General features: G+C 43.0%; 10 protein-coding genes. 3 read left to right on the top strand and 7 right to left on the bottom strand.

What is annotated here, in order from left to right; translation table 11 throughout:
* A partial coding sequence (gene glgP, locus B3Z75_RS00050) for an alpha-glucan family phosphorylase (protein ID WP_294066266.1) occupies positions 1-2,139 on the top strand: 2,139 nt, incomplete at its 5' end.
* Positions 2,140-2,279: 140 nt separating this feature from the next.
* On the opposite strand, the gene B3Z75_RS00045 is transcribed toward glgP, so the two are convergent.
* The 7 genes from B3Z75_RS00045 to B3Z75_RS00015 form a co-directional block, all read right to left on the bottom strand.
* Positions 2,280-2,762: an AraC family transcriptional regulator gene (locus tag B3Z75_RS00045; protein ID WP_294066262.1), complete on the bottom strand. Its 483-nt coding sequence runs from the start codon at positions 2,760-2,762 to the stop codon at positions 2,280-2,282.
* On the bottom strand, positions 2,749-3,171 hold the full coding sequence (locus tag B3Z75_RS00040) for a hypothetical protein (RefSeq protein ID WP_294066259.1): 423 nt from the start codon (positions 3,169-3,171) through the stop codon (positions 2,749-2,751). Before B3Z75_RS00040 ends, B3Z75_RS00045 begins: the two co-directional genes overlap by 14 nt.
* Before the next feature lie 236 nt (positions 3,172-3,407).
* Complete coding sequence (locus B3Z75_RS00035; protein ID WP_294066256.1) at positions 3,408-5,081, bottom strand: hypothetical protein; 1,674 nt, start codon at positions 5,079-5,081, stop codon at positions 3,408-3,410.
* Positions 5,082-6,418: 1,337 nt separating this feature from the next.
* The gene (locus B3Z75_RS00030) at positions 6,419-7,999 is read right to left on the bottom strand and encodes a SusD/RagB family nutrient-binding outer membrane lipoprotein (protein WP_294066253.1); all 1,581 of its coding nucleotides are present in this window, start codon (positions 7,997-7,999) and stop codon (positions 6,419-6,421) included.
* Positions 8,000-8,012: 13 nt separating this feature from the next.
* The gene (locus B3Z75_RS00025) at positions 8,013-11,195 is read right to left on the bottom strand and encodes a SusC/RagA family TonB-linked outer membrane protein (protein ID WP_294066250.1); all 3,183 of its coding nucleotides are present in this window, start codon (positions 11,193-11,195) and stop codon (positions 8,013-8,015) included.
* A gap of 542 nt (positions 11,196-11,737) precedes the next feature.
* Positions 11,738-12,751 carry an FKBP-type peptidyl-prolyl cis-trans isomerase gene (locus B3Z75_RS00020; protein WP_294066247.1) on the bottom strand — a complete coding sequence of 338 codons (1,014 nt, stop codon included), beginning with the start codon at positions 12,749-12,751 and terminating at the stop codon, positions 11,738-11,740.
* 77 nt (positions 12,752-12,828) lie between these two features.
* A complete protein-coding gene (locus B3Z75_RS00015; protein WP_294066244.1) occupies positions 12,829-13,413 on the bottom strand; it encodes an FKBP-type peptidyl-prolyl cis-trans isomerase in 585 nt (194 codons plus the stop codon).
* Between the two features lie 114 nt (positions 13,414-13,527).
* Between B3Z75_RS00015 and B3Z75_RS00010 the strand changes: the two genes are divergently transcribed.
* Positions 13,528-14,229, top strand: a complete 702-nt coding sequence (locus tag B3Z75_RS00010) for an SIR2 family NAD-dependent protein deacylase (protein WP_294066241.1) — start codon at positions 13,528-13,530, stop codon at positions 14,227-14,229.
* A 196-nt stretch (positions 14,230-14,425) separates the two neighbouring features.
* The coding region (mutS, locus tag B3Z75_RS00005; protein WP_294066238.1) for a DNA mismatch repair protein MutS at positions 14,426-16,557 on the top strand (2,132 nt) is incomplete at its 3' end.

Below are 16,557 nucleotides of genomic sequence, written 5' to 3'. Positions count from 1 at the left end.
GACAGCAACGTGGACATGACGGCGATAGGTTTTCTTTACCGCTATGGCTACTTCCATCAAACGCTTTCGGTGGAGGGCCAGCAAATAGCCAATTACGAAGCACAAAATTTCGGAGACCTGCCCATCACCCAGGTGATGAACGCCGATGGCACTCCCATGATTCTGGAGGTGCCCTTTCACGACCGGCCAATTTATTCCAACATATGGAAGGTAGCTGTGGGGCGCATCAATCTCTACCTGATGGATACCGATATTGAAAAGAACAGCGAGTACGACCGTTCCATCACCCACCAGCTTTACGGTGGTGACTGGGAAAACCGCATGAAGCAGGAATATCTGCTGGGAGTTGGCGGGATATTGCTGCTGAAAAAACTGGGTATCAAAAAAGATGTGTATCATATGAATGAAGGGCACGCAGCTTTCATCAACGTACAGCGTCTGCGCGACTATGTGCGGGAAGAAAACCTCTCCTTTCAGGTAGCGCTGGAGCTTGTACGCGCATCATCGCTCTACACCGTGCACACCCCCGTACCTGCGGGGCATGATTACTTCGATGAGCCACTGATCGCAAAATACATGACCCCCATTGTGCAGCGAATGGGCATACCATGGCAGCAGTTTATGGATATGGGACGTGCCAACCCGGGCACTAATGAGAAGTTCTCGATGAGCGTATTTGCACTCAATACTGCTCAGGAGACGAATGGCGTGAGCAAGCTGCACGGCAGTGTTTCCCAGAAGATGTTTCAGCCGGTATGGAAAGGCTATCTCCCCGAAGAGCTGCACGTGGGCTATGTCACCAACGGCGTACACTTGCCCAGCTGGGCCACCTCTTCGGTGAAGGCGCTATACGAAAAATACTTTGGGGATAATTTCTACAATGACCAGTCGAATCCCGACATCTGGAAAAACATTTACAACGTGGGCGACGATGAGCTGTGGGCGCTTCGCATGCATCTGAAGAAGAAGCTGGTCGATTACATCCAGGTAGAGTTTAAAGAGGGTTGGTTGAAGAACCAGGCCGACCCATCGCGCATCATGACCATGCTGGAAGAAGTGAATCCAAACGCCTTGCTAATAGGATTTTCCCGAAGATTTGCCACCTATAAGCGGGCACATCTGCTGTTTACCGATTTGGACCGTTTGTCCAGAATCGTGAACAACCCGAAGCGTCCGGTTCAATTCATCTTTGCCGGGAAAGCACATCCCGCCGATGGTGGCGGCCAGGGGCTGATCAAACAGATTGTGGAAATCTCTCGTCGTCCCGAGTTTCTTGGGAAGATCATCTTCCTGGAGAACTACGACATGCGTCTAGGCAAGCGGCTTGTTTCCGGTGTTGATATCTGGCTCAACACACCTACCCGCGCCCAGGAGGCATCGGGCACCTCGGGCGAAAAGGCCGAGATGAACGGAGTGTTGAACCTCTCCGTGCTCGACGGGTGGTGGTACGAGGGTTATAAAGAGGGGGCCGGATGGGCTCTGACGGACAAAAAGACGTACGATAACCAGGTATTTCAGGATGAACTGGATGCCTCTACCATCTATTCGATGCTGGAGAACGAGATTATACCTCTCTACTATGCACACAACAGCAACGGCTACTCTGTTGAGTGGGTACAATATATCAAGAAGTCGATGGCGGAGATTGCCCCTCACTTCACTACCAAGCGAATGATGGACGATTATTATCATCTTTTCTACAACAAGCTGGCAAAGCGTTCGTCCCTGCTTAACGAAAACAATTATGCGAAAGCGAAAGAAATTGTGAAGTGGAAAGAAGACACAGCCTCCAAGTGGGACAAGTTTGAAGTGGTGAAGCTGGAATTCAATCCCAATCAGAAGATGGATTACGATGGCACCAACAAAGAAATCTACGGGCAGGTAGTGATCGACCGGAAGGACATGCAGTGTGATCTTGCTGTAGAATGTGTGGTGGTAGACCTCGACGCGATGAGTCAAAAGCCACAATTTGTAGAATCATACCTGTTCGATCTGGTAAAAACCGAAGGGTCGCTGCTTTATTTCGAAACCCGCAAGGCGCTGAACGATCCCGGCAACCATCAGTACGGCCTGCGTGTGTACCCCAGCAATCCCGATCTGCCTCACAGGATGGACTTTGCTTATGTGCGATGGATATAAGAACGGGAAACGATAAAGCGACAATAAGAATGTAGAAAGCGCCTCCTTGCGGGGGCGCTTTCTTGTGTTCACCAACACCGATTAGCGTAATTTTTCCATGAAGATTGTGCTGACAAATTTGTCTGTAAAATGGGATTGAGTCAGATAGCGCTCAATAACCTGCTTTTGTGTGGTGAGACACCAAAACGTTTGCTGTAGGCATTCACTAAATGCGATACATTTTTAAATTCGTACATCTTGGAGATTTCAGTGATCGTCATGTCAGAGTTCAGCACCAACGATTGAATCTCCTCCATTTTTCGGTCGAGCATCCACTGATAGGGAGTTTCGCCGAAACTTTTCTTGAAATGGCGGGTGAAGGTCCTTACACAGTCGTAGCGGCACATCTGGGCCAGTTCGTTTACATTTTTAGCCGACATGTAGTTCTTCAGCACGCTGTCCTCAAACTTTTTCGATTTTGAGGCGCGCGGAATCAGTTTCACCAACACAATCTCCTTGTCGGGCGACGGCATCACCTTGCTTTTGAGGCCGTCGGAGAAGGTGAACGTGCACGATTCCACATCTGTGAGCAGATATTTGCGCACCTGGTTCTGTTTCCGGGTATTGGCATTAGTTTTTTCCATACTTCCCTTTGTTAAATGTTCCCGTAAAAACTTCCGTTCCCAATGTAATACGAATGGTGTATTCTCCTGCCGGAAGGCCACCGAGGCTGATGGCATCGAAACCCATGTCGTATACCTCAAAAAAGCTTTGTTTTGCCCCTTTGTTTCCCACAATTTCTACCCAAGCACTGCCTCTGTAGTTCTGTACCGTGATGGCTACAACGTTGCGGTAGTTGTATGCCTCCACCACCGGCTCCACAGGGACGGCCTGCAAGCTAAACATGCGACTGGCAACACGCGTAGTGCCTCCTTCTCTACTAAGAGCAATCTTATCCTCCAGATCGTCTTTTACTTCGTTGTTAACATTCGCAGGAAACACAAATGCGCTGCACACAGCAATCAGCAATAATGAGAAAAATGTTCTTTTCATATTTTATTTATTTTTTTGAATGGTATTTTTAATATTCACGATTCTCTATCACGATTCGGGTCCTACTTATTTTCGAACGACGAAGCAACAAAAAAAGATTTATCTGTTTATAAATTACAGACACAAAGATAATGCAATCCGCCAACGAAAAACAACACCCCTATTGCAATTTAACGCCAAAAACAAACACAAACACGTGATTTACTGATCATTACAAAAGACGCTTTTAACGCCTTTTACTCCTTGAAAATATCCAAATTCAGTCCTTTTTCCAACATTTTCCGCTTCAGTTGCGATTTTCTCACCCTGATACTTTCCACGGTAGTATTCATGAATGTTGCCAGCTGCCTGTTGTCGGCATCGCAAGCCAACAACATGAGCAGCATTCTTTCGTTGGTATTCAGAATTCCATCTTTATCGTCCAAATGGGTATAGGCATAAAATGTTTCGTTGTCTGTAGCGAGTGTTTTCGTGATATCCCGCAAATCGGTATCGGTACTTTTAATGATTTTCTCCAGCTCTTTAAAGACCTTCGGGTTGGAAGTGATGTATTTCTGTGAAAGCGCGCCCACTTCTCCGTGCAGGAAGGTAAGCCTGTCGGAGATGTTGCTGTAGAGTTCCAACAACCATTTACGCTTACCGGCCTCCTCTTTCAGAATATTTGCCTGATACTCCTGTTGCTTCACGGTCTGTTCCGCCTGCAGCAATTTCATTTTGCCGACTTTCCGTTCCCGCCAGGCATACATCGCGATAAAGGTAACGATAATCAACAACAACAAAGCCGAAATAATAATGAGAAAGTTCTGCTGCCGCACTCTTAATGTGGCATTCTCAGCTTCTGTGAGGTCATACTTCTTTTCCAATTCGGCAATTTGTGTATTCAGCCGGTCGTTTACAGAATTTTTATACAACTCTGCAGCTTTTTTTCGGTAAATATTAGCGTAGGTGTTATTTCCTTGTTTTTCAGCAATATTTGCCACATTTTCGTAATAGAGATAGTTATAAAGATATGCACTGTCTTGGATCACATCTATCGCCATCTGTGCATAGATCATCGCACTATCTAGCAGTTCTAAGGACACATATCTATCAGAAATATTAAAATAAACTCTCGAGAGGTCAATGTTCTCCTCTTGCTTATCATAAAGCAATAACTTAGCTTTTTCTTTTTCAAGTCCTTTTTCCGGTTCATCAACAATATCGAAATAGACGGACTGAGCATTTAATATAAAGTAGTCTTTACCCGGCAGTTTATTAAAATAGGAGGAGAGCGAATCAAGGTATGTTTTTCCTTTCACAAACTCTTTTTGTTGCATCTCGTTCCAGTAAAGAGCCAGCAAGGTATCGAAGATATGCATGGAATCCTTTTCCTGACGGGCAAAACCAAGGGTTCGCAAAAAGTATTCGTTTGCCGTGGTATAATTCCGGTTGTTGTAGTGAATATTCCCCAAAAAATAGTTGATGAGATACCCCAGGGTAGGATCCGGCGAAAGCTGTTCCTGAAAGAGCTTATCCGCCTCTTTAAGCGGTTCAAACACCGTACTGTCTTTCACACCCATGCGGGTACGCACGATACCCTGGTAAGCCAGCGCCCTGATGTAGTTCCTGCTTTTTGGATCACGAAGGCGATAATAATCGCTGACCGAGTTTATCAGTGAATCACTGACGAAATTTACATACGTTTTATCGTCCGAAATTACTTTTAAAAGATTGTAATAGGCCCTGTTTGCACGGGAAAGTCTGTTCACATCCAATGATGTCAGGCTATCCGATACCAGCTGTGGGTGCGTGTCTAGCACAGCGTCTAGCGTAGTTAAACGTTGGAGCACTACATTATCGTTGCCGTTATTACACGAGGTACCCAAAGCAATGATGGCCAGGAAGGTTAATAATGAATTACGAAACTGCATTTCTTTTCCCCAGATCTAATCCGCAAAGATAATCTTTTCTAGGCGAAAAAGTAACAATTCTTTTTGTTAAAAGAATCGACACTTCGTGTCGTCCTGATTCTTGTTTATAGTTTTACTGAATAATTCAATTCAACGCCCTGTTTTTATTTATAGTATGTGTAACTTATTCAAGGACGTGACAATACCTGAATAGATATGGCTCCTAATGGGAGTGGAATAGAGTTGATTAGACTTAAATTAAGCCGAAACAAGGTGAATAAAAGGTGATGAAGCGGCTTAAAGCCTCAAAAAAGATAACTTTGTCAAAATGAAAGTTTAATAAGTGGGTTTATATCACCGGAATATCAAACTTCTCCTCAATTTCATGATTTGTAGCCATACTTCCATCTATCTTTAAGCTTGTAGAACTTGTTTTTCGTCCGGATTTCCCACTTTTGACTCATAGTAAAAGTTCCCCGAATTAATACCGCTGCACTTTAATCGCTTCGTAACGGGCACCTGGTCTTCAAATAACTCGACTACTTGCGTGACATCCTGTTTTAAAATTGTTTTTTTAAAGAGTTCATCCTTAAACCGCAACTACTGGCTCAATTTCCCGACCAGTTCCCTGAGCCGTTTGATTTCCTGTTCCATCCTCCTTTTCTCCGGATCAACTTTTGGATATTGTGCCTCGAGTCCTGTCATGCTCTCTTCATTAAACCTGCGTTTCCATTTATGAAACAACGATTGAGACAGATGATATTTTCGAAGCGTTGGTTGTAATCCATTGACTTCAACTTTCTGAATGATCTAGAGCTTCTGATCCTTGCACTATGACGCCTTTCTCTTATCATAATTTTATAAAATTAAAGTGTCAAACTGATTTGCCAAATTTATTTCATGCTATTAGGGGGTTAATATATTCTCATATCTGGTCGTGATGTGGTACTATGTCTTCTGTTGATTTTTCACGATGAACTTGTTTTGACCATGCTTCATACTCTGTTTACACATGTTCGTGAGACCTCTAGCGGTAAGATTCTTAACTTTCATTCTATGTCCCCGCCATATTTACATCCCATTGTCCGTATAATCTTTGGACTTTAACTTGTTTTGCAGTTTCGTCCCAACGGTTATGGCTGATATGATTCGTGTTTCTCGGGGCGGAATTTTTCCTGGGACTTCCTTCGGATGCCACCTCACGATGGATACCCTTGTCTTCGGCTAATGGCTGACGATTACAAACCTCCATAGTGGACTTTCGCCACCAAGTTAAGTACCATACACGACACACAAGAAAGAGACCGACTAAATCAGTTATAGCCGGTCTCTTATATTTATATTTGTTCACTTATCAATTATCTGGTACCTCCTGCCCACCAAACATTTTCAGAATAGACATATTGTCCATCGCCATATGCTTGTTCGACAGCCGGATTCGTTGTTACATCATCCGCACCGTAGGGAGTACGAAGAGGGAATAGATTTTGAGTATTTTTCGGATTCTTTAATTCAATAAAATTTTCGCCTAATGCTTTCATTCTTCTGTAATCATTATAGGCTTCCTGAGATTCACCTGATGCACCAAAGAATGCAAGATATTTTTGAATCATAGTTTCCTTAAGTGGATTTATCGTAAACAATGGCAAGACCTCTGTAACGAAATATAAATTGGCTTCTTCAGGAGTAATTGCATCCGAAGTTTCACCAAGTCCGCCATAACCGTTAACAGCGGGTGCATTCATTGCAGCTGACACACTTTTTTCAGTATTAGCTATAGCGGCTATGACGGCATCCTTTAATACAGGTATAGCTTCAGAAACTTTATTCAAGCGAACTAACGCCTCAGTTTTTAAGAATAAAATTTCATGATAACTTAATAATTGAGTAGAAGCTATTTGTGAATATACGAAAATAGATGTATTGTAAAAATATTGTCTTTCAACATTCTTTCCATTAGGTGCCATAAAGAAATTCTCATCATCTACACCCGTAACTTGCATCCAATCAGCTCCAACAAAGACTCTACGCAATCGCGGATCGTTACGAGCAACTAATTTCTCCGACATACTTTGACTTGCAGCTAATCCGTCCCGACTCCATTGAAAATCGAACAGAGGATTGTAATTTGAAGCATCATAGACATTGAAGGCTGCTTCTTCATCTGCTGATGTGAAAGATTTATCAGCATACTCGATTACTTTCTGTAAATCCGCTGTCACATTGGAAGAACGTTTTAACAAACGCATAGTGTAGCGCGCTTTTAAACCATAAGCTAATTTTATCCATTTGGACTTATTACCCCCGAATAGTAAGTCGTACCCACCAACAGAACCTGAAGCATGAGAATCAGTTCCTTGAAGATCCGTAATCGCCTGATCAAGTGTAGAAATAATACTCTTATATATATCTTCTTGTTTATCTATCTTTGGATTAAAATTTTCAGGTATTTTGGTTGGAGCTGCTGCTTCAGACCAGGGAACATCACCATACATATCGGTTAAAATTGCAGAATTCAGCGCAACCATAACTTCCCCCATCCCTTTTGTTACATTATTACCTTCCTGAGGTCCGCCAGCAGAAGTTTTGTCCACAACTATTCTAGCATTCTTCAAAGAATTATAAAGATTGAACCAAACATTATTAAAAGTAGATGACACTGCTGGCTCACCTTCTCTATGTTCAGCTCTAAACAATTGGTTGTGTGTTCCGACCTCATGTTCAATATAGGCTGAAGTGTATGTACTTAAATCACCTCCAACGTTATAAAAAGCTGTAGATGTAATTACGTCAGCTAAGATAAATTTGGCGGGAACATCCTGAGTGTGATTTATATCCTTATTGATATCGTCCATTATATCTTCTGAACATCCATTAAGTCCAAAAGATATTATGAAAACACCAAATAATACTTTGAATAAATTATATATCTTTTTCATATTCTATTCTTAATTAAAATTTCACATTAAAACCTACTCCATAGCTTGAAGTACTTGGAAGAGAGAATCTCTCAAATGCACCGGACATGTTGTTATTCCCTTGGGAAGCTTCTGGGTCAAATCCTTTGATAGCAGACCATAAAATAAGGTTCCTAGCAAATATGTTCGCAGACAACCGAACATTTTCCTTGCTTATGATGGGATAACTTAATGCAATTTCGCGTAACTTTACATAGGAATTATCTATAACAAAAGATTCAGAAATATTATTCATTGCATTTAAGTATGCAAATGCATTCTTAGATTCTATTTCGATATCATTTGGAGCATATGTAGGTTTACCTTCTGAATCTGTTCCTGTAACCTTAACAGCATCTTCTATAAACATAAACGTACCAGAATTTCTCAGATCTGCAGAATATTGACTCACTCCATAATAATCAAGCATGGTTGCTGTACCTGCATACATTTTCCCTCCATGCTTCCAGTCCATCACAGCAGACAAACGGAATTTATATATTTCAAAAGTAGTATTGAATCCGAGTTGGAAATCTGGAGATACAGTTCCAATCACATCGAGAGGACCAGCCTGAGGGAATCCATCCTCATCTACAACAATTTGACCTGCTTCGTTTCTTAAATAGCTAACTCCATAAATTACGGGAAACTTATATCCTATACCTGCTCTTACTTGAGGTTCAACAAAGCCTCCCAAGAAAATATTGTTTACACCAGGAGCCAATTCATCTACATAGTTATCAATTTTAGAAAAGTTAAATGCAAAGTCCCAATTGAAATTCTTTTGTTTTACAGGACTCATTCCTAATGTAAATTCATGCACATTCGTATGAATTGAGCCACCATTTGTTACTAAAGATCCTGATCCAGTTGAACCGGCTAAGGGAACTTCAAATATTTGATCTTTCACATTCTGTCGCGAGAAGGTGTAATTCAAATTTAATAATCCGTTGAAAAATGTCAAATCAGAGCCAATTTCATACGATTTTGTATTTTGTGGTTTTAAATTAGGATCATATATGGTTGAATTTAGCGTATAGGCTACCACAGGCCCAATCGGATAAGAGATTGGAGTACCACTTGAAAAACCTCCTCCGTAAACAGGGGTTAAATAATATGAATCATAATAGGTACCTGCTTGCCCAACCTCTGCATACGATGCACGGATTTTACCAAATGTAAGAACATTATTCCTTAAACTCTCAAGTTCAGTAAAGATGAAACCCAAAGAAACAGATGGATAAAAGAAAGATCGGTTTCCACGTGGCATAGTAGAGACTACATCATAACGTCCGGTTCCATTTAGAAATAAGTAGTTTTTGTAAGATAATCCAACATTGGCAAATGTACCCACCGTCCTTGTTCTCCTGTATGTATCTGTTGCCTGATAAACAGAAGCATTATCAATGTGATTCCATCCGGAAAAATTAAAATCACGACCATATGCTTCTGTGAATTTTCGTGTTGTATGAATTAGTTCGTTACCTGCTAATGCATCAAAAACGACATCTTCATTCACGTCCCATCTGAAATTAGCAGTAAGAAGTGAGTTGAATTGATTTACTGTAACAGCGTAATGATCAGCCTCTCCTCTTCCATTTGAATGTCCATATCCCCAGACATCATCATAATTTGTTGTATATGAATCATCGCCAATCTGATATTTCAAATCAAGTGTTTTATCGATACTATTCAGTTTTGTGCTATACTGGAGATACGTATTCCCAAAGAATCGATGGGTTGTTTCAGAAAATTTATTGTGTTGAACTCCCCAATATGCGCCATCGAAGCCACCAGTACCTCTGTAGGTATTCTGTCTGTATGGGTCACCTTCATAATGATTAGGGATTCCAGCGAGATCGTAATTAGGAGGAGCCGGAAAAACCGTGGCAACAATACCATTATTCGCTCCTGTTTGCTTTGACAATTCTGAGGCTATAAAATTCCCACTGAAGCCTGTCTTCCAATTTTTGTGTAATTTTGCCTCTGCAGAAAACTTAGCGTTATATCTGTCCATCCCTGTTGATGGTACAATACCTTTAGAAGTTGAGTTACCTAATGAAAATGAATAATTTCCATTTTCAAAACCCTGAGCAACATTCAACGAGTTATTCCACACATGGCCTGTTTGAAAAAATTCCCCGACGTTATCGTAAACCTGAGGAATAACCCAAGGGTCGAGACCTGCATTAGCACGTTGTCTTACATAATACATCCCTTCTTTTTTACCATCTCTTGCAGTGTTTGCATTGTCAGTATTTCCACCGTAAGTAGGATCATTAGGAAGCTCTGAAATTTTTGGTCCCCACGACATGGATGAATTCCACCCATAGTTACCTCCTGTTCCTTGTGCATATTCCGTTTGAAGGTCAGGCATTATCGATAAAAAATCTAAAGACAAACTGGTATTATAAGTAATCTCTGGCTTACCTTTTCTAGCACCTTTACCACTTTTTGTTGTTATTACTACAACACCATTTGAAGCCCTCATTCCATAAAGTGCAGAAGCAGCCTGCCCCTTAAGAATATTTACACTTTCAATATCATTAGGATCAATATCAATGGAACGAGTTGCAAAGTCTGATCCGGTCACAGAATCATCGGTGTTCAAATCTGAGGTTGACGCGACAGGCATTCCATCAACAACATATAATGGTGTATTATCACCGGTAAAAGAACGTGACCCGCGTATAGTTAACTTTGCTGAAGCACCAGGCATACCGGATGAAGGTGTAACTTCTATACCGGAAACTTTCCCCTGTAAGGCTGTTGTCAAATTATTATTGGCAGCCTGAACTAATTCATCAGCTTGTAAGTCCTGTACAGCATACCCAAGCGCTTTTTTCTCTCGGGTTATACCCATTGCCGTTACAACTAATTCTTCCAAGACTTCAGTGTCCGAAAGCAATACAACTCTAATATTGGCCCTAACAGGCAATTCCTGAGTTTGCATGCCCACATAGGAAATAACAAGCGTACCACCAGCAGGGGCTGACAAAGAAAAATTACCATCAAAATCGGTAACCGTTCCTTGAGATGTACCTTTGATTTGGATAGTTGCTCCAATCACAGGCTCACCTGCATCATCTACCACAGTACCCCGTACCTGGGTCTGAGCGGTAATAATCCCTATCCCAACAAAGAACAGGGTTAAAAACATTGCTAGTTTTCTTTTCATAAACTCTACTTTTTAATTAATCACTGTCATTATTAATTTATTTATTCAATTTACCATTCCGGGAATGTGGTTTGTTAATGCTCAATAGTAAATTTAAATTCAATTGTTCTTTTTCTTTCGCTCCTAATCAATTAACATTTGAATAGAAACAATTCCAATTCACAAATATATATCAATTATTTTAATTACCTTTTTTTTTGCACTTTTTTTTATAAAAAAACACCAAACAGCTTAAAATAATGCTTTTTTATTTACATTTTTTCCGCTTTGACATCAAAATTGAAAAGGATGTTGGCGTTGCGCCCTTAACTTTTTTAACAAATAATAAACCTTCAACAATCCTCTCTTTCTTTTACAAAGTCGCAAATATAATTCATTAAGAATCATTTTGCAACATAATGCCAAACAAAATCTCTTTTTTAACATCAAATCGACAAATTCTATGAGAAATAGTCAAAACAAATGGCAGATTTAAATACTTAAAGACAAAAAAAAAGAATGACCAAAAGGCCATTCTTTTTTATATGGGTGTTGAAATAGATCTACTTCTCTATTCCAAGCAACTCTACATCGAAAATTAGGTTGGAGAAAGGCTTGATGGTTCCTCTGTCAGTTGAACCATACGCCAGATCGTAAGGAATATAGAGTCTCCATTTTGAACCGACAGGCATCAACTTCAGTGCTTCGGTCCATCCGGGAATTACCTGCGTAACGCCGAAGATGGCAGGTTCGCCTCTGTCAACGCTACTGTCAAATACAGTTCCGTTGATCAGGGTACCGTGATAATGCACTTTCACTTGGTCGGTATCGGTGGGAAGCGGTCCATTCCCTGAACGGAGAATTTCATACTGCAATCCGCTGGGCAAAGTAATTACTCCTTCTCTCTTGGCATTTTCAGCCATATAAGCATCGCCTACAGCAATGCTGTCCTTATACTGGCTTTTCAGTTCTTCTTCCTGACGGGCGGTTTCTGCTGCCTGGGCTTTTTCCACTTCAGACTGAATCAATCCGTTGGCTTCCATCTTACTAATTGCCAGCTGCTGGTTCTTTAATACGGAGATAAGACCGGCCAGTATCTGGTCGTTGTTTACCTTCTTGGTAGAATCTGATCCGAAGAGCATGCTATTGAACTGCGGAAGCATCTGCTGAGAGAACTGCACCCCAATACTGAGCCCGTTGGCATAAGCCGATTTCTCCTTCTGATTCATCCCCTCAGTCAATCCTTTAATAAAATCATTGAGCTTGGGTGCGTTGATTTTGTTCACCGAGTCGATTTTTGCAGCCATCTCTTTCTGAAGAGCTTCTTTCTGCGTTGAATCGGCAGATGCAATTCTCATCTGATAGTCGTACTCGATATTGGAGGTGTTTACCAACACTCCGGTTTGTTCAAGAAATTGCACCAAACCCTGATCGGCCATGCTCACCCCATAGGCGTAAGAAACACTGTCCACTGAATTTTTCAAGGATGTTTTGGGCGTGGAAGCACCGCCACAGGAAACCATCGTGATGGCCATTACAGCCACTACGCTGAAAGTAGTCAAAATTGTTTTTTTCATTTTTCTTTAAATTAAATCATTTATCCGTTAAAATCAACTTTTCTTTATGTTGTGTATGTGATTTAGTATGAGTAAAGTTATACAATCCCCAGTAGCTCCACCTCAAAAATAAGAGTTGAGTTGGGTTCTATGGAACCCCCTGCACCTTGCTGCCCGTAAGCAAGGTCCGAAGGAATAAACAACCTCCACTTTGACCCAACAGACATAAGCTGCAATGCCTCTACCCATCCTTTTATTACCTGGTTCACGCCAAACTCTGCCGGTTGTCCCCGTTGAACGGAACTGTCAAACACAGCACCGTTGAGCAACGTTCCGTGATAATGGCACCTTACCTTGTCTGTTGCCCTGGGTTTCGCACCGCTCCCTTCAACCAAAACTTCGTACTGAAGCCCACTGGGTAGAGAAATCACGTTCTCTTTTTTGCTGTTCTCAGCCAGAAAAGCCTTCCCGGCTTCCAGATTTTTGCTGAGCATCTCATCCTGTTGTTTACTGAAATAATCCTGTATCACCCGGTTTGCTTCCTGTGGGCTCATAGAGGGAGTTGTGTTATTCATTATCTCGGTAAAGGCTTCTACAAAAGAGGCGACATCCAGTTGTCGCAACCCTGAGTTCATTAGATTTGAGGCCATACTCATTCCTAACGCGTAACTTAATTTATCCATTCACTTTTTTCTTTTTCAATTTGGTCACAAAAATACGATTTTAATATGAAATAACTTCGACTTCTGCCGATAAAAAACTATATTTGTCTGATATCAACGAAATAAGAGGGTCGGATGAAGAAAAAATTAGTCATACTTACCGGGGCAGGCATGAGTGCCGAGAGCGGCATCGCAACTTTCAGAGATTCGGGGGGACTGTGGGAACAGTATCCCGTGGAACAGGTGGCTACACCGGAAGGATTCGAAGCAGATCCCGAATTGGTCCTGAACTTCTACAACATGCGCCGCAGGGAGCTCCTGAAGGCAAAGCCGAACAATGGACACAAGGGGCTGGCAGAGCTGGAGAAAGATTTCGATGTAAATATCATCACGCAAAACATCGACAACCTGCACGAGATGGCTGGCAGTACAAGGGTGCTGCATCTTCATGGCGAATTGATGAAGGCACGCTCAACAGGCGACGAGTCGCTAATCTATGAGATGACCCCCGAAAAGTGCGACATCCATTTGGGCGACCTGTGCGAAAAGGGCTTTCAGCTTCGCCCGCACATTGTCTGGTTCGGAGAAGCAGTGCCCATGATGCCGGAGGCAGAGAAGATTACCCAACAAGCGGATTTATTCGTAATCATTGGTACCTCCATGAATGTATACCCCGCGGCAGGCCTGTTGCACGACGTCAGAAAAAACGTGCCGGTCTGGCTGATCGACCCCAAAGACGTACATACCATGCGGTACGATATTCACCATATTAAAATGGGAGCATCGGAAGGAGTGAAGGAACTTAAAAAGATGTTGGCCCTTATCTCCGGAATCTGAATTTTCACAAATGCCCTTTTGAGGAAATGCTGCTCCTCCAATCTTTGAAAGTCCTCTTTTTTTTGTAATTTCGCTTCATTATTTAAGTTTCGCATAAATCTGAAATGTGCGCAATCATACATTCAGCATGCGAATCTTGAGTTTTTAATTACAAACAGAGAGGAAGCCCGTGGGAAAGAAAATTGCAGAAACACCGATGATGAAACAGTTTATCGAGATTAAGAAGAAACATCCCGATGCCATCCTGCTGTTTCGGGTGGGTGATTTTTACGAGACTTTTTCGGATGACGCCATCGAAGCATCCGAGATACTGGGGATCACGCTTACACGAAGGGCAAACGGAGCAGCTCAGTTTGTGGAACTGGCCGGCTTCCCCCACCATGCGCTCGACACTTACCTGCCTAAGCTGGTCCGTGCCGGCAAACGGGTCGCTATCTGCGACCAGCTGGAAGATCCTAAATTGACCAAAAAGCTGGTAAAAAGAGGCATTACCGAACTGGTTACTCCGGGCGTATCCATTAACGACACGGTGCTGAATCACAAGGAAAACAACTTCCTCTGCGCCTTACACATTGCAAAAAACAACCAGTACGGCATCTCCCTCCTTGATATCTCCACCGGGGAATTTCTTATTTCAGAAGGCAACAGGGATGAAGTGGATAAGCTGCTGGCCAACTTCTCACCGAAAGAGTTGTTGATTGAACGAGGGAACAAGAAAAAAACGGAAGAGGCCTTCGGAAACAATTGGCTCCTGTCGGAACTGGAGGATTGGATATTCACCGACGATGCGGCACGCGACAGGCTCATTCGCCATTTTCAGACAACCAGCCTGAAAGGTTTCGGGGTGGAAAACATGCCGTTGGGAATCATCGCCTCGGGAGCAGTACTGCATTATCTCGACATCACTCAACACCACCACATAGAACACATTGTTTCCCTGGCGCGTATTGAAGAGGAGCGCTTCGTGCGTCTCGACAAGTTCACGGTACGAAGCCTTGAACTTATTTCCACCATGAACGAAGGGGGAAAAACACTTCTCGACATCCTGGATAAAACGATCTCTCCCATGGGATCGCGCCTCTTGCGCCGATGGATTGTCTTTCCTCTAAAAGACACCAAGCCCGTAGAAGACAGGCTGAATGTGGTGGAGGACTTCTTCCGCGAGCCGGAACTGAAGAGTCTGTTGGAACAACAACTCTCGCTCATTGGCGACCTGGAACGCATCATCTCCAAAGCGGCTGTCGGCCGGATCACCCCACGGGAGGTGGTGCAGTTGAAAGTGGCTCTTACGGCCATTGAGCCGATAAGAGAGGCTTTTATGGCTTCAGAGAACCACAGCCTGCGGGAGATGGGAGAGAAACTGAATCCATGCCCCGATATACGCGATCGCATTGAAAGGGAGATCATCCCTGATCCTCCGGCACTAACCGCTAAAGGCGGATACATCTGCAAGAACGTAAGCAAAGAACTGGACGAGTTGCGCCAAATTGCCTACTCCGGGAAAGATTACCTGATGCAACTGCAACAGCGTGAAAGTGAAAGAACGGGTATTCCTTCGCTAAAAGTAGCCTACAACAATGTATTCGGTTATTATATCGAGGTGCGCAACACACACAAGGAGAAGGTTCCCGCAGAGTGGACAAGAAAGCAGACCCTGGTAAGCGCCGAACGGTACATCACCGAAGAGCTGAAAGAGTATGAAGAGAAAATACTGGGTGCGGAAGAAAAAATTGTGGCCCTGGAAGATCAGATTTATGGCGCACTGGTGCAGAACCTGCTGGCCTACATCCCCGTCATTCAGGTCAATGCAGCCGTCATTGCCCGGGCAGACTGTCTGCTCTCCTTTGCCAACGTATCCCGGCAAAACAACTATATCCGTCCGGAGATCAATAATTCCGACGTCATAGACATTAAAAATGGGCGCCATCCGGTCATTGAGCGACAGCTGCCTCCCGATCAGCCGTTCATAGCGAACGATGTACGCCTGGATAACGACACACAGCAGATCATGATCATCACCGGGCCCAACATGGCCGGTAAATCGGCCCTGTTGCGACAGACAGCATTGATCACGCTCATGGCGCAGATAGGTTGCTTTGTCCCGGCCGACTCTGCAAAGATCGGGCTGGTGGACAAGATCTTCACACGAGTGGGCGCTTCCGACAACATCTCTCAGGGCGAATCCACGTTCATGGTGGAGATGAACGAAGCAGCCAACATCCTCAACAACCTGTCGGACAAAAGCCTCATCCTTTTCGACGAACTGGGCCGCGGAACCAGCACATATGACGGCATCTCCATTGCCTGGGCCATTGTAGAGTATATCCA

Source organism: Proteiniphilum sp. UBA1028 (genome assembly GCF_002316955.1).
GTDB lineage: Bacteria > Bacteroidota > Bacteroidia > Bacteroidales > Dysgonomonadaceae > Proteiniphilum.
Note: the sequence above shows the minus strand (reverse complement) of the source record. Positions and strands in the feature narration are given on the sequence as shown.

Excerpts from the sequence above, each read along its gene's own strand:
- B3Z75_RS00045 (WP_294066262.1), bottom strand. The coding sequence starts at position 2,762 with ATGGAAAAAACTAATGCCAATACCCGGAAACAGAACCAGGTGCGCAAA.
- B3Z75_RS00040 (WP_294066259.1), bottom strand. The coding sequence starts at position 3,171 with ATGAAAAGAACATTTTTCTCATTATTGCTGATTGCTGTGTGCAGCGCA.
- B3Z75_RS00035 (WP_294066256.1), bottom strand. The coding sequence starts at position 5,081 with ATGCAGTTTCGTAATTCATTATTAACCTTCCTGGCCATCATTGCTTTG.
- B3Z75_RS00030 (WP_294066253.1), bottom strand. The coding sequence starts at position 7,999 with ATGAAAAAGATATATAATTTATTCAAAGTATTATTTGGTGTTTTCATA.
- B3Z75_RS00025 (WP_294066250.1), bottom strand. The coding sequence starts at position 11,195 with ATGAAAAGAAAACTAGCAATGTTTTTAACCCTGTTCTTTGTTGGGATA.
- B3Z75_RS00020 (WP_294066247.1), bottom strand. The coding sequence starts at position 12,751 with ATGAAAAAAACAATTTTGACTACTTTCAGCGTAGTGGCTGTAATGGCC.
- B3Z75_RS00015 (WP_294066244.1), bottom strand. The coding sequence starts at position 13,413 with ATGGATAAATTAAGTTACGCGTTAGGAATGAGTATGGCCTCAAATCTA.
- B3Z75_RS00010 (WP_294066241.1), top strand. The coding sequence starts at position 13,528 with ATGAAGAAAAAATTAGTCATACTTACCGGGGCAGGCATGAGTGCCGAG.